This is a genomic window from Comamonas sp. CMM02 (assembly GCF_014851485.1).
GTDB lineage: Bacteria > Pseudomonadota > Gammaproteobacteria > Burkholderiales > Burkholderiaceae_C > Comamonas > Comamonas avium.
On record NZ_JACUZW010000003.1, the window covers coordinates 672120 to 691870 of the forward strand.

Annotated in this window: 22 protein-coding genes; 8 read left to right on the forward strand and 14 right to left on the reverse strand. The window is 56.6% G+C overall.

Annotated elements, in window-relative coordinates:
• Nucleotides 1-173 precede the first annotated feature (173 nt).
• A complete protein-coding gene (locus IB213_RS12585) occupies nucleotides 174-1154 on the forward strand; it encodes a tripartite tricarboxylate transporter substrate binding protein (protein ID WP_191721622.1) in 981 nt (326 codons plus the stop codon).
• A gap of 292 nt (nucleotides 1155-1446) precedes the next feature.
• Here the strand turns inward: IB213_RS12585 and arsH are convergent, their stop codons facing one another.
• From arsH to IB213_RS12620, 7 genes are all read right to left on the reverse strand, one after another.
• On the reverse strand, nucleotides 1447-2163 hold the full coding sequence (arsH, locus tag IB213_RS12590) for an arsenical resistance protein ArsH (protein WP_192406875.1): 717 nt from the start codon (nucleotides 2161-2163) through the stop codon (nucleotides 1447-1449).
• The gene (gene arsC / locus IB213_RS12595; RefSeq protein ID WP_192406877.1) at nucleotides 2150-2581 is read right to left on the reverse strand and encodes an arsenate reductase (glutaredoxin); all 432 of its coding nucleotides are present in this window, start codon (nucleotides 2579-2581) and stop codon (nucleotides 2150-2152) included. Before arsC ends, arsH begins: the two co-directional genes overlap by 14 nt.
• A 25-nt stretch (nucleotides 2582-2606) precedes the next feature.
• A complete protein-coding gene (locus tag IB213_RS12600; RefSeq protein ID WP_192406879.1) occupies nucleotides 2607-3896 on the reverse strand; it encodes an arsenic transporter in 1290 nt (429 codons plus the stop codon).
• A 35-nt stretch (nucleotides 3897-3931) separates the two neighbouring features.
• Nucleotides 3932-4255, reverse strand: coding sequence for a helix-turn-helix transcriptional regulator (locus IB213_RS12605; protein WP_192406882.1), 324 nt, complete (start codon nucleotides 4253-4255; stop codon nucleotides 3932-3934).
• Between the two features lie 462 nt (nucleotides 4256-4717).
• A complete protein-coding gene (locus tag IB213_RS12610) occupies nucleotides 4718-5191 on the reverse strand; it encodes a cupin domain-containing protein (RefSeq protein WP_192406884.1) in 474 nt (157 codons plus the stop codon).
• Nucleotides 5192-5373: 182 nt separating this feature from the next.
• The gene (locus IB213_RS12615; protein ID WP_192406887.1) at nucleotides 5374-5736 is read right to left on the reverse strand and encodes a VOC family protein; all 363 of its coding nucleotides are present in this window, start codon (nucleotides 5734-5736) and stop codon (nucleotides 5374-5376) included.
• Nucleotides 5737-6027: 291 nt separating this feature from the next.
• Entirely contained in the window at nucleotides 6028-6957 is a 930-nt protein-coding gene (locus tag IB213_RS12620) for a LysR family transcriptional regulator (protein WP_192406888.1), read from the reverse strand.
• A 121-nt stretch (nucleotides 6958-7078) separates the two neighbouring features.
• On the opposite strand from IB213_RS12620, the gene IB213_RS12625 reads away from it, so the two are divergent.
• The 5 genes from IB213_RS12625 to IB213_RS12645 are packed head-to-tail and all read left to right on the forward strand — an operon-like array spanning nucleotide 7079 to nucleotide 10690.
• Nucleotides 7079-7747, forward strand: a complete 669-nt coding sequence (locus IB213_RS12625; protein WP_192406889.1) for an RraA family protein — start codon at nucleotides 7079-7081, stop codon at nucleotides 7745-7747.
• Between the two features lie 16 nt (nucleotides 7748-7763).
• Nucleotides 7764-8447, forward strand: coding sequence for an RraA family protein (locus IB213_RS12630; RefSeq protein ID WP_192406890.1), 684 nt, complete (start codon nucleotides 7764-7766; stop codon nucleotides 8445-8447).
• Between the two features lie 4 nt (nucleotides 8448-8451).
• Nucleotides 8452-9096: an RraA family protein gene (locus IB213_RS12635; protein ID WP_192406891.1), complete on the forward strand. Its 645-nt coding sequence runs from the start codon at nucleotides 8452-8454 to the stop codon at nucleotides 9094-9096.
• A complete protein-coding gene (locus tag IB213_RS12640) occupies nucleotides 9093-10310 on the forward strand; it encodes a pyridoxal phosphate-dependent aminotransferase (protein WP_192406892.1) in 1218 nt (405 codons plus the stop codon). Before IB213_RS12635 ends, IB213_RS12640 begins: the two co-directional genes overlap by 4 nt.
• Nucleotides 10311-10330: 20 nt before the next feature.
• Nucleotides 10331-10690, forward strand: coding sequence for a hypothetical protein (locus IB213_RS12645; RefSeq protein ID WP_192406895.1), 360 nt, complete (start codon nucleotides 10331-10333; stop codon nucleotides 10688-10690).
• Between the two features lie 550 nt (nucleotides 10691-11240).
• Here the strand turns inward: IB213_RS12645 and IB213_RS12650 are convergent.
• The 3 genes from IB213_RS12650 to IB213_RS12660 form a co-directional block, all read right to left on the reverse strand.
• Nucleotides 11241-11789: a hypothetical protein gene (locus IB213_RS12650; protein WP_192406898.1), complete on the reverse strand. Its 549-nt coding sequence runs from the start codon at nucleotides 11787-11789 to the stop codon at nucleotides 11241-11243.
• Nucleotides 11790-12132: 343 nt separating this feature from the next.
• On the reverse strand, nucleotides 12133-12660 hold the full coding sequence (locus IB213_RS12655) for a hypothetical protein (protein ID WP_192406900.1): 528 nt from the start codon (nucleotides 12658-12660) through the stop codon (nucleotides 12133-12135).
• Nucleotides 12661-12874: 214 nt separating this feature from the next.
• The gene (locus IB213_RS12660) at nucleotides 12875-13366 is read right to left on the reverse strand and encodes a DUF2938 domain-containing protein (RefSeq protein ID WP_192406901.1); all 492 of its coding nucleotides are present in this window, start codon (nucleotides 13364-13366) and stop codon (nucleotides 12875-12877) included.
• Nucleotides 13367-13445: 79 nt separating this feature from the next.
• Between IB213_RS12660 and IB213_RS12665 the strand changes: the two genes are divergently transcribed.
• The gene (locus tag IB213_RS12665; protein WP_192406903.1) at nucleotides 13446-13874 is read left to right on the forward strand and encodes a helix-turn-helix domain-containing protein; all 429 of its coding nucleotides are present in this window, start codon (nucleotides 13446-13448) and stop codon (nucleotides 13872-13874) included.
• Nucleotides 13875-14002: 128 nt separating this feature from the next.
• On the opposite strand, the gene IB213_RS12670 is transcribed toward IB213_RS12665, so the two are convergent.
• Nucleotides 14003-14494 carry a hypothetical protein gene (locus IB213_RS12670; protein ID WP_192406905.1) on the reverse strand — a complete coding sequence of 164 codons (492 nt, stop codon included), beginning with the start codon at nucleotides 14492-14494 and terminating at the stop codon, nucleotides 14003-14005.
• Nucleotides 14495-14872: 378 nt separating this feature from the next.
• On the opposite strand from IB213_RS12670, the gene IB213_RS12675 reads away from it, so the two are divergent.
• Entirely contained in the window at nucleotides 14873-15571 is a 699-nt protein-coding gene (locus tag IB213_RS12675) for an alpha/beta hydrolase (protein ID WP_192406907.1), read from the forward strand.
• A gap of 137 nt (nucleotides 15572-15708) precedes the next feature.
• On the opposite strand, the gene IB213_RS12680 is transcribed toward IB213_RS12675, so the two are convergent.
• The 3 genes from IB213_RS12680 to zapE all read right to left on the reverse strand — a co-directional run bounded on the left by IB213_RS12680 (nucleotide 15709) and on the right by zapE (nucleotide 19703).
• Nucleotides 15709-17775, reverse strand: a complete 2067-nt coding sequence (locus tag IB213_RS12680) for an ATP-dependent DNA helicase (protein ID WP_192406908.1) — start codon at nucleotides 17773-17775, stop codon at nucleotides 15709-15711.
• Nucleotides 17776-17889: 114 nt separating this feature from the next.
• Nucleotides 17890-18594, reverse strand: coding sequence for a hypothetical protein (locus tag IB213_RS12685; RefSeq protein ID WP_192406909.1), 705 nt, complete (start codon nucleotides 18592-18594; stop codon nucleotides 17890-17892).
• Nucleotides 18595-18605: 11 nt separating this feature from the next.
• Nucleotides 18606-19703, reverse strand: coding sequence for a cell division protein ZapE (gene zapE, locus IB213_RS12690; protein WP_192407176.1), 1098 nt, complete (start codon nucleotides 19701-19703; stop codon nucleotides 18606-18608).
• Nucleotides 19704-19751 lie beyond the last annotated feature (48 nt).

Consider the following 19751-nt stretch of genomic DNA (forward strand, 5'->3'; position numbering starts at 1 on the left):
CACAAACCCCGGCAGGCTGTGCGCAGACTAGGTTCATACAGGTACTCCATGTCGATGGCCCCCACCCTTGTGCCATCTAAGGGCCCACAAATTCGCTTGAAAATGGTTTTTGTTCTGCATTGCAATGTCAGAACCAACCGCTGTTTTAGATGTCTGTGTTTTTGGAGACCTTCATGTACCGCAAACTGATCACCTGCACCACATTGGCTTTGGCTGCTGGTGCCGCAGCACCCGCTTTTGCCCAGTCGGCAGACCAGTACCCCAGCAAGCCCATTCGCCTGGTGATTCCATTTCCTCCAGGTGGCGGTACCGACATCCTCTCGCGCGTGATGGCCAACAAGCTGACAGAAGCCACCAAGTGGACCGTGGTTCCCGAGAACAAAGCCGGCGCTGGCGGCACCATTGGTATCTCTGAAGCGGTCAAAGCACCAGCCACAGGCTACGACATGGTGATGGGCCAGAAAGACAACCTGATTCTGGGCCCCTACCTCTACAAGAATCTGCCCTGGAACCCGCTCAAGGATCTGACGCCCGTGGCACACGTGGCCTACACGCCCGTCATCATCGCCACCAGCGTGAACTCCCCGTACAAAACAATTGCTGACGTGGTTGCCGCCGCCAAGGCCCACCCCAGCAAGGTGACCTACGGCTCGCCAGGCAACGGCACCAGCATTCACATTGCTGGCCACCAGTTTGAAAAAGCCGCTGGCGTGCAGCTCACGCACGTACCCTACAAAGGCTCCAACCCGGCACTGATGGATGCCATCGCGGGCAATGTCGATCTGCTGGTGTCCTCCATCCCATCCGCTATTGGTCAGATCAAAGCTGGCAAGCTGCGCCCATTGGCCGTTACATCGGCCCAGCGCTCTACATCGCTTCCCGATGTGCCCACCATGCAAGAGCAAGGCATGAAGGGCTTTGACGTCAGCACCTGGTACGGCCTGTTCATGCCAGCGGGCACCCCTGCCGACATTGCTGCCAAGATGAACGCCGAGATCAACAAGCTGCTGGCCCAGCCCGAAGTGCAGCAAGCCATTTTGGCCCAGGGTGCCGAGCCTAAAGCCATGAGCGTTGCCGAATTCGACAAAATGTACCGCGCTGACTTCACCAACTCCAAAGCAGTGGTTGAAGCATCTGGTGCCAGCATTCAATAATGCATGCATAACTGCCAGCGCTGCCAGCTCAGCGCTGGAGAAATTTGGCTCCTAAACAAAAAGCCCAGCACATCTGTTGCTGGGCTTTTTGCTTGGGGCACTAGCTGGGGCACTACCTGCGGCACTGGCATGTCTGCCCCCCCCTAAAGCGCTCATTGGAGAGTGACACAGAGCAAGTAGCCGCTCTCGCATACGTTGAAGTTGAGCAGCTGACCCATTGCTGCACTTTTAAAAGAAGGTAGGCAGCCACAGAATTTCGTCAAAATGTGGGGGGGCTATTTGCCCATATCACTTAGATGCTGCGTTGATTGACCCGCTTGGACATTTCTTGAGCGCTTTCACGGCGCTCGCTGTAGCGATCCACCAGATAGCCCGCACAGTCTCGCGTCAGCAGCGTGAACTTGACCAGCTCTTGCATCACGTCCACCACCCGTTCGTAATACGAAGAGGGCTTCATCCGGCCAGCCTCATCAAACTCCATGAATGCCTTGGCAACCGAGGACTGGTTGGGGATGGTGATCATGCGCATCCAGCGGCCTAACACCCGCATCTGGTTGACTGCGTTGAAGGACTGAGAGCCGCCCGAGACTTGCATCACCGCCAGCGTCTTGCCTTGTGTTGGACGCAACGCGCCAACGGACAAAGGAATCCAGTCAATCTGCGCTTTGAGAATACTGCTCATTGCACCATGGCGCTCAGGAGACGTCCAGACCATACCTTCGGCCCAAACAGCCAGCTCGCGCAGCTCTTTGACCTTGGGGTGATCGTCAGGTGCGCCATCGGGCTGCGGCAGTCCGCGTGGGTCAAAGACCCTCGTCTCTGCCCCCATCTTGCGCAGCAATCGCGCCGCCTCTTCGGTCAGCAGCCGGCTGTAGGAGCGGTCGCGAACCGAGCCGTACAGCAGCAAGATGCGCGGCCCGTGTGCAGCACGCTGTGCGGGCAACAGACCTTCCAGGCTGGGCTTTTCAAAGACTTGTTCGTCGAGGTTCGGTAGGTCAGAGCTTGCCAATTCGATTTCCTTTGGAGTCAATGACGGCTTGCCCGTCTTCTTTGGAGAATGCGTTCTGTTGAGGCTGCGCAAGGATGTCCAGCACGGCCTCCGAGGGACGGCACAAACGGGTTCCCAAAGGGGAGACCACGATCGGACGATTGATCAGGATGGGGTGCTGGAGCATCAAATCAATCAATTGCTCGTCCGTCCATTTGGGATCGCCAAGGCCCAGCTCTTCATACGGCGTGCCTTTTTGGCGCAACACATCGCGCACTGGTATTCCCATGGCCTGGATCAGGCCCACCAGCGTGGAGCGATCCGGGGGCGTCTTGAGGTATTCGATGACCGTGGGGTCTTCCCCGCTGTTGCGGATCAGGGCCAGAACATTGCGGGAGGTGCCGCAAGCTGGGTTGTGATAAATCGTGATGTCACTCATAGCGCTAGATTTACGTTGCAAAGGTTCATGAACCCACACTGAGCCGCAAGGCCAGCGCTGCGAGGGTAATGAGGAGCACAGGCATGGTCAGCACAGCCCCCACTCTGAAGTAGTAGCCCCAGCCAATCCTTGTACCTTTCTTGGCGAGCACATGCAGCCACAACAACGTGGCCAAGCTGCCAATCGGGGTGATTTTTGGACCGAGATCACAGCCAATCACATTGGCGTAGACCATGGCCTCCTTGACCGCCCCGCTGGCCGTGGAAGCATCAATGGACAAGGCTCCGATCAGCACGGTGGGCATGTTGTTCATGATGGAAGACAGCACCGCAGACAGCACGCCTGTGCCCAGTGATGCGGTCCACACACCACCATCTGCAAATTGATTGAGTAACACGGCGATGTAATCCGTCAGACCCGCGTTGCGCAGCCCGTAGACCACCAGATACATCCCCAGCGAGAACACCACGATCTGCCATGGAGCGCCATGAAGCACCTTTTTGGTGCTGATGACATGGCCACGCGCCGCGACAGCCAGCAAGATGGCGGCACCCACGGTTGCCACCGCACTGACAGGGACGCCCAGAGGCTCCAGCGCGAAAAAGCCGGCCAGCAGCAAGACCAGTACGACCCAGCCAGCCCGAAAGGTGGCCACATCCTTGATCGCAGCCGACGGCTGCTTGAGCTGGGCCACATCGTAGGTGGCAGGAATATCGCGCCGGAAAAACAGCAGCAGCACACCGAGGCTGGCCAGGACCGAGACAATGCTGACAGGCACCATCACCGACGCGTAGTCGTTGAAGCCAATCTTGAAAAAGTCGGCGGACACGATATTCACCAGATTGGAGACAATCAATGGCAGGCTTGCTGTGTCTGCAATAAACCCGGCAGCCATGACAAACGCCAGCGTTGCTGCCGCAGAAAAGCCCAATGCCACCAGCATGGCCATCACGATGGGCGTGAGAATCAGGGCAGCCCCGTCATTGGCAAACACGGCCGATACGGCGGCACCCAGCAGCACGATGAAAGCAAATAGCCTGACTCCGCTGCCGCCCCCCCAGCGGGCAAAGTGCAATGCGGCCCACTCAAAGAATCCGGCTTCGTCCAGCAAAAGGCTGATGACGATGACCGCGACAAAAGTCGCCGTGGCATTCCAGACGATAATCCAGACCACGGCGATATCAGCCAAATGCACGACCCCCAGCAGCAGCGCAGCAGTCGCCCCCATCGAGGCGCTCCAGCCAATGCCAAGGCCGCGTGGCTGCCAGATGACCAGCGTCAGCGTGAAGATGAAAATCAGGATGGCCGTCAGCACGATGAAGTGTTCCTAGCAACTAAGGCTGCTGGTGATCAGCACTTGCACAAAGCCGCAGCGTCTTGAGGGCAGGCTGCGCCCTGACAGCAGTTCTCGGTGAGGTAGGCCAGCAGCCTGTTCATGACAGGAAACGCCGCTCGATACAGCACGTTGCGCCCCTGCCTTTCCTGACTCACGAGCTCCGCATGGGTGAGCTCCTTGAGGTGAAACGACAGTGCATTGGGTGCAATACCCAGCTGCTCTGCCAATGCACTGGGTATTAGGCCTTCTGGCCCGGCAACGACCAATGCACGAAAAATGCGCAGCCGTGCCTCATGGGCCAAAGCGCAAAGAGAACGGATAACTTGGGCTTCTTGCATCATTCAATAATACAACTATTGTTGAATTATTGCCAGAATGACCAAGCAGCCTCATGACTACTCCAGGGCTATGGAATGTTCGCTTTCGGCCAGACACCATGCGCGACACATCAAATGGCAGCTTTTGGCCGAATGTGTGGGGTGGAAATGGCCTGCGCCAGCAGATGCTCGATTTGATTGCCATGGCTGCCATAGATCACATTGAGCAATGTGCTTGAATTGGTGCTCTGGGTCATCAGCTGCCATTCAGCACAAGACTGTCAGAAGCAGGCTCAGGCTGGTTGCCGTCGTTCACCTCAGAAGTTCCAATGACTGCTGTTACCCAAGAACAGTCATCGCACCAAGACTTTCGAGAAGCTCAGGTCTAGGCCTCAAAGCTGCCACTGGAATCTGACGATCACCAGGTGATTGCTTGGGCGTGTGCTGACTTGGTGCTATCAACCCATTTGAGCCGTTCAGGACTCAATACGTCTGACCGTTCTTGTGCTCAAAGGACCACTGACCTTTTGTATCCATTACGGCGACCAAATCATCTTCAGGGTAGCTAACTTGATCTGCTTGAACTCGGCTACCGACTTCGAGAATTGTTGCGGCTGTCTGTGAGCAGTTGTGAAGATGATGCGCTTTCCCACTGGCCTTGAAGCCAGCACACATACCGGTCTTCAAGACGTGCTCTTTAGTACCTATATGGAGCACGACCTCCCCAGACAACACATAAATAAACTCATCTTGTAGTGAGTGTTGGTGGTGAAGTGCCGAGACTGCGCCAGGGTGCAATGTTGTCAAGTTGACTCCGAACTGACCCAACCCAAATAGGTCGCCAAGTGGTCGCTTATCGCGTCCACCCATGCGTCGCGCAAATTCTTCCGGATAGTTGGAGGGCTTTACTCTGAGTGGCGCCATGTCAGCTATCACGAAATCAAGTGCTTCATTCATTGCAGTCACTCCATAAATGATTCAGGCGATAGAAATTTTCATTTACTCGGCATGGAATATCAATTTCTTGAACAAGCGACCGTTCAATCGACAACTGCAAAAGACCGGTAGTGGCCGATAACTGCCTTGTGGCGAGCTGCGCTCATGCCCGAGCAATTGGCATGTTTGCTGCACAGGTCGTATTACGCTCTGTATTTGCGGCTCGATACGCTGATGGAGTTCCCGTCCGGGTCCTTTGTATTGGCAAAAGCGTAGCCGTTAGCACGATGAATTGCTCCGAACTTGAGGCCAGCAGCAGTTGCTGTTGCAACAAATTGGTCGACATCAGTCACGCTGAAAGACAGTTTCAGAACCGCCGAGCCAAACTTGAGACTCTTTGCGGCTTGGTGGATAAGAATCCCTGCACCATCGTCACCAGCAACTAGTTCAATCAGGCCATCAACCACCTCATAGTTCGTGGCAAATCCAAAGTTTTCTGCATAGAAACGCGCTGTACGCTGCATGTCCTTTGCATAGATGAGCAATGTGGAGAGCGAGGTGTTCATGGTGCTGAAGTATCGCTGTATTGCCCCGGCGGGAGCTTCACCATACCTTTCTTTTTATCTGCATTCTGTGGCTCACTGAGAGTCGTCTGTTGGCCAGGAGCGTGAGGTCGACAAGAATCCCCACAGCAGACGTTCAACCTGAGCGGCACATCAGTTGGAGATAGCTCACTAACGCAATTCCAGCAGCCGCCTGCCGTGGCATTTCAATCATCAACTGAATACAGCCTACGGGGCCAGGAATCTCTATTTTCACTCTCGTACTCACGATTTCAGACGGATAGCCCGATGGACTCAAGACTGAGGACGCAGATTCGGCTGCCGCTGTCCCCGCAGCCAGGCCACCGCAACGTCTACCAATGGGTGGTGCCGCTCGGTATTCCAGGCCAAAGCTGCCGTGACCACCATGACACGCTCCTTCAATGGCCTCACGACGACATTCTCGGGTGCCAGCCTGCGCATGGATGCGGGCACCAGGGCCACACCCTGCCCACAACCGACGTAGGCAATCTGCGCAGTGACGGAACGCACCTCATGCGTAATCCGTGGCGCGAAACCATGCTCACGGCAAACCGCCGTCAGCATGTCGAAATAGACCGGGCTGATCTGGCGCGCTGACATCACCAACTGTTCGTCGGCCAGCGAACGCAGCCGCACACGCGGCAGCGCGGCCAGCGCATGATCTTTGGGCAAGGCCACGGCCAATCGATCCTCGGTCAGCGGCAATGTCGCGATGCCGCCACCCACCTCGCCGTCAAGGCGCACGAAGGCCAAGTCCAATTCGCCAGCCTGAAGTCGTGGCACCGCTTCCACGCTGTCGATTTCCTGCACAAGCACGGTCAGCCGAGGATGGCTTTGGCGTAATGCCTGCAACAGCCCCGGCACCGTGTCCAGCATGGCTGAGGTGATTGCTCCGATGTGCAGCACACCCGACTGGCCAGCGGCAACCTCGCGCACCACACGCTCCAGCCGTGCCGCTTGTTCGGCAAACTGGCGCACGGCTGGCAGGATAGCCGCGCCGGCCGGGCTGAGCTTGGTACCCTGGCGAGACCGCTCGAACAACTGCAGGCGCAACGCGTTCTCCAGCACTTTGATTTGCGCCGTCAGCGGCGGCTGCGACATGTGCAACCTCTGTGCTGCACGCCCGAAGTGTTCTTCCTCAGCCACGGCCAGAAACATCCAGAGCTGGCGGATCAACCGGACGTCAAAGCTGCTATCGAGCATGCGAGTTCTCCTGATTGCGTGTTAAATAATTAGTATCACCGTAATACTAGATTGAAAATTTACATATCAGAAGAAGCGAGTGATGCTTCGGGCTGCTTTATTGACCCGGAGCCTTACCGACATGTCTTCGCCCTCCCTGCTCGACCGCCTTGCCTCCCTAGACACCAATACAGTGTCCGATGCCTTGGACTTCTTGAGCCTGACCGGTGCCACCTACGGACTTCGCCCGCTGTGGGGCTGCCCCAAGATCGTGGGCCGCGCCAGCACCATCCAGCTTGGCCCCAAGGCTGATGCCAAACCCACCGTGCATCTGATCTCGCCCGTCATCGACGCAGTGGTCAGCGACGACCGCGTGCTGGTCATCGCAGGCGGCGTAGATGGCATCTCGTGCTGGGGCGACATCCTGGCCAACGCAGCGACGACCAAGCGCATTCGAGGCTCGGTCATCGACGGACTATCGCGCGACATCGAGGGCAGCGAGTCCATCGGCTACCCGGTCTACGGTCGCGGCGTGACCATGATCAGCGCGCGCAATCGCGTGATCCAGATCGACTCCGGCAAGCCCGTGCAGATCGCTGGTGTGACCGTGCACGAAGAAGACTACGTGATCGCCGATCGCTGCGGCGCGGTGTTCATTGCGGCGGCCCGCATTGAGGAGGTACTGGATCTGGGCGAACGAATTGCCCGCCGACAGGACGGCATGGTAGCCGCCGTGCGCGAGGGCCGCTCGGTCGCCGATGTCATGCACGACAAGGAATTCGAGGCGATCAACGCCAAGGCCGCTCACTGAACCCAAGGAGAATTTCATGAGCACAAATCCCAAGAAGGCCACCGCCGAAGACCAGGAACTGGTCGCGCTGTTCGAAGGGCTTGACACGCCTGGCGTATCCGACGCCCTAGACAAGCTGGGCCTGCACGGCCAAGCGCTGGCCATCATGCCGCTGGCCGACTACACCAAGGCTGCGGTCGGGCCGGCCTTCACTGTCAAATACGTTCCGGCCAGCAACCCGCCGGGCACAGTGGGCGACTTTATCGATGACGTGGCTGAGGGCGACGTGGTGGTAATCGATAACGACGGTCGCACCGATTGCACCGTATGGGGCGACATCATGACCCAGTACGCCGGCCTGCGCGGCATCGCCGCCACCGTCATCGACGGCGTCTGCCGCGACGTGGGCAAGGCGCTGAACGACAACTACCCGCTGTTCACCGCAGGGCGCTTCATGCGCACTGGCAAGGATCGCGTGCAGGTCGAATCGGTCAACACCACGATCGGCATCGGCACCGTGCGCGTGGCATCGCGCGACATCGTGGTGGCCGACGCCAACGGCGTGCTGATCGTGCCGCGTGCGCGTGCCCGTGAAGTGGCTGAAACCGCACGCAAGATCGAGAACGTCGAATCCCGCATCCGTGAACAGATCGCGCTGGGCAAATCGCTGGGCGATGCCCGCGCCGCGCTGGGCTACCACACGCTGCAAACCAAGGAATGAGCACATGAACACAGCGCACACCTACAGCGCCGAGCAACTGGCGCAGGCCCGGCAACTGGGCACTTCCACGCTGTTCGAGGCCTCGGGCCTAGCCACTAGCTCTGTCGATCCGGCAATCCGTCCCGTGTGGGCAGGTGCTTCGGTGGCGGGAGCGGCCTATCCGCTGGAATGCCATCCGGCTGACAATTTGGCCATCCACATTGCAATGGAGCGTGTGCCACGCGGCAGCATTCTGGTGGTGTCCACCAGCGCTTTCGTGGCAGGCTACTGGGGCGAGGTGCTCACGGTGGCCGCCGAGGCCGCTGGCGTGGCTGGCTTGGTGATCGACGGCGGCGTGCGCGACATCGCGGCATTGAAGGCGCGACGCTTCCCAGTGTTCAGCCGGGGTATCTCGATGCGCGGCACCATCAAAGCCAGCGCACCGTCGGTGGGCCAGCCGATCAGCTTCACCGGCACGCCGGTGGCCACTGGCGATCTGGTGGTAGCCGATGACGATGGCGTGCTGGTGATTCCAGCAGCCCATGTGCAAGCCACGCTGAACCAGGGCCAAGCCCGTTTCGAGAAAGAAACCAAGATGATGGAGGCGCTGTCCCAGGGACAGTCCACGCTGGAACTGATGGGCCTGACCCAGTGGAGGTACAAGGCATGACAGTCGAGCCGCATCAATTGAACCGCCACCTGGCGGGTGCCAAGCCCTCGGCCACCTACAAGGTGATGGATCGCGTAGCCGCCCACCGCGCCAGCGGTGCTCAGGTTATCTCGCTGAGTGCCGGCGAGCCGGATTTCGACACGCCTGAGCATGTGCGCGAGGCTGGCATCACTGCCATTCGCACCGGCCACACGCGCTATACGCAGGTGGCCGGTCTGCGCCCGCTGCGTGAGGCGATTGCCGCCAAGTTCCAGCGCGAGAACGGTTTGGACGTGCGCTGGCAGGACACGCTGGTGTGCAGCGGTGGCAAGCAGGTCATCTTCAACGCACTGGCCGCCACGCTCAATGAAGGCGACGAGGTCATCGTGCCAGCACCGTACTGGGTCAGCTACCCGGAGATCGTGCAGCTATGTGGCGCCACGGCGGTGACTATTGCCTGCGGGGCTGACAGCGGCTTCAAGCTCACGGCTGATGCGCTGGCAGCCGCGATTACGCCGCGCACGCGCTGGTTGATCCTGAACTCGCCCAGCAACCCCACTGGCGCGGTGTACAGCCGCGCGGATCTACAGGCGCTGGCCGAGGTGTTGCTGGCCCATCCGCAGGTGCTGGTGCTCTCGGATGACATTTACGAGCACCTGATCTTCGATGGGCTGGCGTACTTCACCCTGGCGCAGATCGAACCACGGCTGCGCGAGCGCGTCCTGACCATGAATGGCGTGTCCAAGGCCTACGCCATGACCGGATGGCGCATCGGCTTCGGCACTGGCCCCGGCTGGTTGATCGAGGCCATGGAAAAGCTACAGGGCCAGCAAACTTCGGGGGCTTGCACCATCTCGCAGCACGCCGCGCTGGCCGCGCTCACCGGGCCGCAGGACTTCATCCAGCAGTCGCGCGCGGTGTTCCAGCGCCGACGCAACAGGGTAGTCGATTTGCTCAACCAGGCACCGGGGCTGCATTGCCAAGTGCCACAAGGTGCGTTCTATGCTTTTGCCTCTTGCGAGGGTCTGCTGGGCAAGACGACCGCTGCGGGCCAGCGGCTCGTGAGCGACGAAGACGTAGTCAACGCCCTGCTGGATGAGGCAGGCGTCGCCACCGTGCACGGCAGCGCCTTTGGTCTGGGCCCCTACATCCGAATCGCTTACGCGCTGGATGATGCGTCGCTGCAACGTGCCGGCGAAGCCATCCAGCAGTTCTGTCGAGCGCTCAGTGATTGAATAAGAGAAGACGCTTTCAGATGAAGACCGAATTCCGGACGACGTCCGTTCCCTTGCGGAGCGATGACACCAACCTCATGATCGCAGCCATTCAGATTGGCCTGCGTCGCGACTGTCTGCTGCACCCCAGAAACCTGTCATTGAGGATCGGCCGCAGCAGTAATCAGGATGACTGTTATCAAGCTGAAAGCTGTCTTCGATTGGCTGATGTGACCGGCAGCACGCTGCACATCAGACATTGCCGGTTGAAGCTCGAACGACAGCAACGGGTCGACTTGCGACAGTCGCAGGTCAGCCAGAAGCAGCCGATGGTGGCAAAGGCAAGCGGCCATTCTGGGCAAAAATACGCAGTCTCGCATCAGGAGGCGCGGCCTGACTAATTTGCTAGGTGCTACCTTGTTACGGCACATAAACCATATGAACCTTGACACATAAACCGGAGCCGGACTCGGCTACGTGCACTTCGAGCACCAAGTCGCTCCTTCCTTCCTCTTGAGTCCATAGGTCAATGAGCGCATTCCAATGACTACCGGTCCAGATGCAAACCGAAGACTCCCACGTCGCTTCCGGTAGCTCTACTAATGTGGCGCCATAGTCTCGGACGTAATCTTGAATCTGGCTGGCTGTCTCAGCAGGAATAGGTTCGACCCCAGTGATGCCGTCCCTTAGTGGATGGTCGCTAGCAACAAATGCAGTCACGATATCTCGGAGCATTTGTCGCCACTCGAGTGGAATCGACCGTTGGCTGGTGTCCTCTTCTGCCTGAGTCTCTTGGGTCATGGCGCGATCATATCGATACGGTAAATAACGCTTTTACGGCATTGATCGGAGTGGCTGCTCTGGATCGATTTGCGACTGTCAGAATTCGGCCAGGAGCAGTCATCGCAATTTTTAGTGAGCAGACGTTCAAGCCTTGGTTTGATTGGCGCGCTATATATAGCCATGGGCTTCAGGCTGTAATGCAAGGCAGCCTCCTTCAACTAAAAAGAAAGCCACTTTTGTTTCATGTATTTTCTCCGACTTCGGATGTGGAGCAGAACACTCCAAATTAGCGCGGACAACGAAGTGATTTTGTTCTTTGGGATATCTATTCAAGAAAGGAATTGAATCGAAAATCAAATCATTAATCTCTTTTGGATCAATATATATAGTGGAGTTAGGCTCAATCACGCCCGTCGAAAATTTAACTCTTTCCTTTTCGACCCTGTACATTCCATTACCTGCTGTTATTCTTATATTGACCATTATCTCAGCGTTGAGCGCCATATTCTTTGAACTGGAATTCGTTAAGGTTATCCGAATTTTTTTATCATCCGGCTCAATTGAAATATTAATAATTGGATAATGCTCATAAATTTCTAATCGCTCCTGCAGATAGTGTGTTTTCTCCGACGTTTCTCTGGCCTCTTTACGTGCCATCCAAGCTACAACTGCGGCGTACAGAGCGATAGCTGTTGTGATCCAGTATTTCCAATCCATAGTAATAATCCCAAATATTAATTTAAATTTAACTTTTTACAAATTATTGTGAACTGAGAGTGTTCTGGGAAAAGCGTTAAATTGAATGAAAAGGCAATGCTGGAAATTCAGTCAACAGTATTGAGGTATGGTGTCCAATGTCACGTTTGGGTCGATCAGCGACAGTCGCATATCGGCCAGAAGCAGTCCTTGCCTTTGGAGAAAACTCAGCAAAAAACTGCAAGATTATTTTAACTACCGACCGACCAGTGCGAATTAAAAAGAGTTAGTTACCGCGATTGGTTTACCAGTGCAATATCAATGTCGTGATGAATTTAAATTCCATCCAATAGATGCTATTATTCTATTGGATGAATTCAATATTATTGCTGGGTAGAACTATATCTTTAGGTAGTTTGGGAAAAATCACATAAAGCATACCTGGGTTTTTTCTAAGACCAGATGCATCCATAAAATACCAATCTTTATCATTAATTCCTCGTGAGGCGATCATAAAAGAAGTACTTTTAACGCGTTTCCCGGGCGATTTCATGATCGTAATTTTAGGAATAAATGTAAATATATCATCACCCGCTACTATTGGCTCAGTTGGTTTTCCGATATTCGTACTTTCGATGGATATTCCTGCATTCTTCTGTGCATTAAGTGATTTGTAAATCATGGATTTCATGGCTTCAGTACCACCAGACATAGTAACAATAGGTTTGATGGTCATTTTTACTATTTTATCTACATCATCATTTTCGTATGCAATAAAAATACTGCCAACTTGCTCAGAAAGTTCTTTTTCTTCTTTTGGGGAAAGATCAGCAGCAGTACCTAGTATTGGCAGAAAACTCAAAGCAAGAAATATATTTTTTAAAATTTTCATTTGCTAATAAATAGTTGGGTTGAAATTCATGCGCGAGACATAAGGCATCTCTGCACTGCAGGTAGTCATATCCGATCTACATCTTCAATTTCCTTTTGATACTGACGGTAGCATAGTTGCAAAAGGATGAGCAGCCAATGGCTGCTCAGGGTCGATAGCGGTAATCGCAAATCGATCAGAAGCGGCCAGAAGCAGCCATTTGTACCGATGAGTCTCAGGTCAGAGAAATGGCTTTAGCAGAGAGATACACACCCAATCCAAAAATCAGATGTGTTGCAAATCCTGCTGCACGACTCTTCCATGGGTGAGGCATCTTTGTGCCTGCCAAACCTGCTCCTAACGCGGGTTGCAACACCAGCCAAGGAATCAAAACCGTGACTCCACCAAATAGTAAAGCGGGTGCAACTGTTGGGCTGTGTATCCATGCAGGAGATACGATGCTCAGCAGTGCAAATGCAAAGACAATTCCTGTTAGGTAGTGCAGCGCCCAGCCAATGATGTTTTCGCCTCTTACTGGAGCAGCATCCCTGATGGATGAGTGAAACCAGATGCCGTTTTTCCAGTGCAGGCACCAGCGCCCAAGCCATCCATAGTTCAGGGTAGCAATGCCTATGCGGCGCATGATTGCAGACCATAAATCCATGATCAATGTGGCGCCTATGCCAATGCCCAACGACATCGCCAAGAGGCTTGTTTGGTTCATCATTTTTTGTCCCTAGTCAGAGTGGTTACAGTAAGGAGAACTACTGTAAAAGCTCAAGTGCACTTGAGCGCAAACTCTAAATATGGATATTTCTGAAGTAGTAAAACAAACAGGGCTGCCCCCATCTACCCTTCGCTTCTACGAAGAGAAGGGATTGATCAAGTCTGTGGGCCGACAAGGGCAAAGGCGCTTGTTCGACGCTAAGGTGCTGGAGCGTTTGTCAGTCATAGCCTTAGGTCGGTCGGCGGGGTTTTCGCTCGCAGAAATTCACTCGATGCTGCCTGTGAACGAGAAAATTCAGGTATCGCGCGACACGCTTCTCGCCAAGGCCGAGCAGGTGGACAGCGACATCAAAAGGCTAAAAGCAGTCAGAGATGGCTTGAGACATGCGGCCAATTGCCCTGAACAAAATCATCTGGAGTGCCCAACATTTCAGCGCTTGATGCGTGCAGCCATCTCTAGGCAACGTGAGCCGATAGCGTCGCCAGTTCGTAAAGCCAAAGATTCCTGAGTGGCTGCTTGGTGCCGTTTTTCGACTGCCGCAAACGACTCGTTGCAATCGTCCACAGACCTGATCGATGAGGGTCTCATCGTTTTCTAATCATTCATATGCTCAGGGCAAGGGCCCTGCCCTGAGGTTTAGTCCTCACTGGCGCGCGGGTAGCCTGCATCTGCCCAGCGCTGCGCAGATGTGCGGGTGAGGCTGTGATCGGGGCGGGCTTGTACCTTGGCCAGCTGGCTGCCGTCTGCAGCAGTGGCCGTAAGAGTGGCGGTGGGGTTCTCCTCATCAGGCTCAATATCAAGGGCCACCGTCACGCGAAATCCGCGAACTTCAATCTCAATCGTTTTGTGCAGCAGCGCTGCCTGGTGCTGTTCATGCCGACGTATTATTTCGTTGGCAGTTTTCACCAGCGTATTGAAGGCCGACACGTCGAGTGGCTTGGGACTTTTCTTGTCACGGCCCATGGTCCATGGGCCGACCAAGGCGGGTTCCGCTTGGCCGTCTTGGGTCATTGATACAGCCCAGCCATCGTCGTCTTCATTCTTGATTACGCGGGCTTGCCAGCCCTTGTGATGCCAAAGGCGGTCTTCGAAGATGGAGAGGTCTTCTTGTTCGAGTTGTACTGACATGCTGGGCCTTTTTTGCAGCTAACAAATCCAAAGTCTACTGTGCATTTATACAGTTTTATGAAGCTGGGTCTACGCCAAGGTAGAAATTCCTGAGCTGAACGCGTGATTAAGCCGGCTCAGAATGCTTTCACCCATGAGGGATGGCTGTTCTCGAATGTGGATGCAACGGCCACCTTCTGCCTGCGGATGCAGGTCACATCTGAGTGCACGCTCTGCGCGCGTTGGCCAGCATAGCGAGGCGGCTGCGGCTCGCTGCTCATGGTGGATAGAACTTGAGCCAGCACTTGCTCTGCGCGTAGGATGCGTAGGCCCCTCCCGTCGAAATCCGATGGAATGTGCAAGCACAAGGGCAACTTTTCCATACTACGGAGTTAAATCATGAGCGACAAACCCACAATCGTCCTGGTGCATGGCTTCTGGGGAGGGGCGGCACATTGGAGCAAGGTTATCGTTGAACTTTCGAGCAAGGGCTATACCAAGCTGCGCGCGGTTGAGATGCCGCTGACCTCGCTGGCCGAAGATGCTGAGCGCACGCGCAAGATGGTGGCGCAGCAGCCGGGCCCGGTGCTGCTGGTTGGACATTCGTACGGCGGCGCGGTCATCACTGAAGCAGGCGACATGAACAATGTGGTCGGCCTGGTCTACATCGCCGCTTTTGCACCCGACGCCGGCGAAAGCCCGGCCAGTATCAGCCAAGCCCACCCACCTGCCGCGCTTGCCAATCTTGCACCCGACAGTGATGGCTACCTGTGGGCCCGGTATGACAAGTTTCACGAGAGTTTCTGTCAGGACTTGACCGCAGATGAATCACTGGTCATGGCGGTGACGCAGAAAGCGCCACTGGCTAGCACCTTTGGCGACAACGTCACAGCACCAGCATGGAAGAACAAGCCCTGCTGGTACCAGATTTCCAGCGAAGACCGAATGATTCATCCGGAAAACCAAAAGATGATGTCGGCCCGAATGAATCCGCGCAAGGTGCTCACCTTGGCAGCAAGCCATGCGTCCCTGGCTTCGAGGGCGGCCGAGGTCTCGGCGCTGATAGACGAGGCGGCGAGAGAACTCAGCAAACACTAGGCATACGGGGGCAGCTTGAGGGTTGGAGGATCTATATCCGCTCTTCCGCTCTTTGCGCTGCATGTACTGCGACTTGAGGGCGTTCAAGCCCGCCTCCTCGTTGCGCCAGACTGGCCAACCCTGCAGTTGCGCCATATTCAGCCCAGGTCTTTGGACGTGTCATCTTCGTTGCGTGTGCTGGCAGGAATGCTGAGCACGGGCGCGCTGCCCTGCACCAGTTGCAGCAAGGCTTGTTGCCAGGCTTCCTGGGTACCAATGCGCTGCATGGGCGGCAACGCGGCAACCAGGCGTTTACCATAGGCCTTGGTGCGCAGCCGTGCATCTGCCACCACCAAAATACCCTGGTCCGTCTCACGGCGGATCAGGCGCCCTGCTCCCTGCTTGAGGGCCATGCAAGCCTCGGGCAGCATGTAATCGGCAAAGGGGCTGCGTCCCAGCATTTCCATTTGCCGTGAACGCGCCTCTACCAGTGGATCATCGGGCGGCGGAAAAGGCAGCTTGTCGATGACCACCAGCTGGAGCGCATCGCCGGGAATGTCGACCCCCTCCCAGAACGTGGAAGACGCCACCAGAATGCAGCCACGGCCATGGAGCGTGCCTGCGCGAAAGCGCTCCATCAGTACATGTTTTGGCCCCTGGCCCTGCACCAGTACGTCCATGGGTTCCAGCAACCCAAAGCGCTGCTGCAGCTGGTGCCCAATGGCACCCAGCGCTTTAAGCGTTGTGGTCAGCACCAAGGTGCGCCCTCCCAAGGCGGCGGCGCCATCGCCCGCCAGCTGAGCCACAGCAGCGCTGTGTGCCACCTGCTGCGCGGGCTCTGGAATGTCCTCGGGCACATACAGCACGGCCTGGCTTGCGTAATCAAAGGGGCTGTCTACTCTGAGCACCTGGGCCTGACGCAGACCACAGGTTTCAGTAAACCAGCGCAAGTCTTCGTCATCTCCCAGCGTGGCAGAGGTAAACACCCACGCTTTGCTGGGCTGCGATGCCGGATCGTCCGCTTCTTGCGGCTGCATGTGCGCACGCATTAAATGCGCAATGGTCAGGGGTGACTCCATCAAGCGCAGGTGGTGGCGCGTTACTTCCAGCCAGCGCACGGCATCATCGGGCACCGGCTGCGCAAAACTGGCCAGTTGCGAAAGCAGACGTGCGCCGCGCTCATACAGAGCCACCAAGGCATGGGCGGTTTCTGCCACCTTGGCCAAAACCAGCAGCAAGGCGCGCAAGGATTGCCCTACGGCATGCAGGCCACCGCGCCAGGCTTTGTCTGACACCCCTTCTGGGGCGGCCCCCAGCCATCGCAGGCGGCTGCCGGGGGCAATGCCGGCGCCTACAGCACGCCATTCATTGAGCGCTTGCTCAAGCTGCCCCAGCAGTTGCATCCAGTCTGCCAGACCGCGTGCATGCAACGTTACATCGGCCAGCACATCCTTGATATAGCTTTGCAGCTGGCGCGTTCCCAGCACCCAGCCGGCAAACTGAATGCCTGTTTCATTGAGCTGGTGCGCCTCGTCAATGACCACTACGCCAGCCGTTGGCAGCAACTGCGCCACGCCAGAGTCACGCACTTCCATGTCGGCAAAAAACAGGTGATGGTTGACCACGCAGACATCAGCCTGCAGGGCCTGCGCACGTGCCGTGTTGACGTGGCACTGTTCCCAGTGCGCACAGCTGCTGCCCACGCAGTTGTCTTTGGTGGACGTGACCAAGGCCGCCACCGTAGAGTTTTCTGCCAGCCCGGGCAGCTCGGCCAGATCTCCTGAGCGCGTGCCACGCGACCAGTCCTGTACCCGTGCCACAGCCCGCAGCACTTGTGGATCCAGCGGCACTTTGCTCTGGTGCACCTGCCCCAGATGGTGCAGGCAGACATAGCTGGAGCGCCCTTTCAAGCGGGCCACACGCAGTGGCAGGCCCAGCGCCTGTACCAACCGAGGCAAGTCGCGCAGATACAGCTGGTCTTGCAATGCCTTGGTGGCCGTGGAAACCAGCACGCGCTGCCCACTCAAAAGCGCAGGCACCAGGTAAGAGAAGGTTTTACCCACCCCGGTGCCCGCCTCCACCACCAGCACGCCACCATCTTCAATGGTCTGTGCCACCGCCATTGCCATCTCGGTTTGCCCGGCGCGGGGACGAAAGTGGGGTTCTGCACGCGAAAGCCAGCCGTCTTGTGCAAAAGCGGCGGCCACTTGGTCGTGCAAACTCATGGGCTGTTGGGCAAAGGTATTAAAAAAGTAGCTTAAAGCGCTTTATTGACGGGGTTTTCAAATAGTTTTCTATTTGAAACCCTTGCAAACACAGCGCTGGCAGCTCCTATTTCTTTAAGGCTTGGGTAATTCTGATGGAATTGGCAACGGCACGCCCTTGCGATTGGCGATGTCATTGGCTTTGTTGGCACGGCGCGCTTGTGCGGCTTTTTGCTTGTCTTGCGTGTCTTTTTGAGCCTTGGCACTTCGCTCAGCCTCAGTCAATTCACGGCTGGCCGTGTCTGCCTGGTGCTTTTGCACCCGCGCAGCTTGCGCCGCCGCACGCTCCCCGGCTACCGTGCCACGCTCAGACAGCGCCTGCTCCACATCCGCCTGTGATTTTGCCGGATGCGCCCCCGACTCCTGCGAGCGGGATGTAGCGTTGACAGGGGCAGGAACGCGCTTTTCGTTGCGCTTTTGCTCAATGGTGCGCAAGCGCTCTGCCGCTTTTTCCTGCCGCTCTGCGCTGTTGAGCTGCAGTTCGCGCTCATGCAGCACCGTGTCTTGCTCACGCGCCTTGCTGCGCACCTGGCGCAAGCAGCTTTCAACTGCAAAGCGCTGCCAGCACTCTTTTTCCGCTTCCAGCTTGCGCTGCTGAATCTGGGCACGCTGGGTCGCAATTTCTTGGCGCTCTTTCGCACGCTGTTGCGCACCGTGCTGCAGCTCGGCCTGGTGCGCCTGCTCGTTCACGGCATTTGCAGGCTGTGCGAAAGCAGTCAAGGTCAGCGTGCCCAAGGCAAGCACACTCAGAGTACGGGAGAGCAAGCAAGAAGATTTCATAGTGCCTAAGTTCAGGTCAGTCCTGTATCTACCACCCGACGTTCGAGGGCAAGGAATTCCTGAGATTGCATTTCGTTCAAGCGTGACACTGTACGCGGAAATTCGTGGGCCAGTGGCCCTTCGGTGTACAGCTGCTCGGGCGGTACTGCGGCAGACATGACCAGCTTGACACGGCGGTCATACATCACATCAATCAGCCAGGTAAACCGGCGTGCAGGTGAAGCCATGTTCACAGGCATGAAGGGCACGTTGGACAGCAGCACCGTGTGAAATTGCGAGGCAATTTCAAGGTAATCATTTTGCGAGCGCGGGCCCCCGCACAGCTCACGGAAGTCAAACCAGATCACGCCACCAGCACGGCGCACTGCTGCAATTTCACGTGACTCGATCTTGAATATCGGCTTTTCGTCCGGCACATCGGCCAGTTGCTCAAAAGCCTCCTGCATGGAGGCATCGGCCTCAGGCCCCAGCGGGCAATGGTAAAGCTGCACCAACTCCAGCGTGCGGCGACGGTAGTCTGTGCCGTTGTCAACATTCACCACATCCATGCGGGTATTGAGCAGGTCAATCGCTGGCAGGATACGGTCGCGGTGCAGGCCATCCGGGTACAGGCCATCTGGCGTGAAATTGGAAGTGGTCACAAAACCCACGCCGTTATCAAACAGCGACACCAGCAGGCGGTACAAGATCATGGCGTCGGTGATGTCCGCCACGTGAAATTCGTCAAAACAGATCAGCTTGTAGCGCTTGGAAATCTTCAGCCCCAGGGCATCCAGCGGGTTTTGCGTACCTTGCAGCAGGTGCAGCTCACGGTGCACCTCGCGCATGAATTCGTGAAAGTGCAAGCGCACTTTGCGTTTGATAGGCACTGCATTGAAAAAACAGTCCATCAGAAAACTTTTTCCACGCCCTACCCCGCCGTACATGTACACGCCACGCGGAATCTCTGGTTTCTGAAAAATCTTCTTGATCGCGTTCGATCGCTTGGATTTGTACGCCGCCCAGTCGTCGGCACAGCGCTGCAGCGCATCTACGGCGCGCAGCTGGGCGGGGTCGGCGGTAAAACCTTTAGCGGCGAGTTCGGCCTCGTAGGCCGCACGGACAGACAGACTCATGCTCATCCAGCTTTCTCGTTGTGCAACCCAACCCGCAGGTGG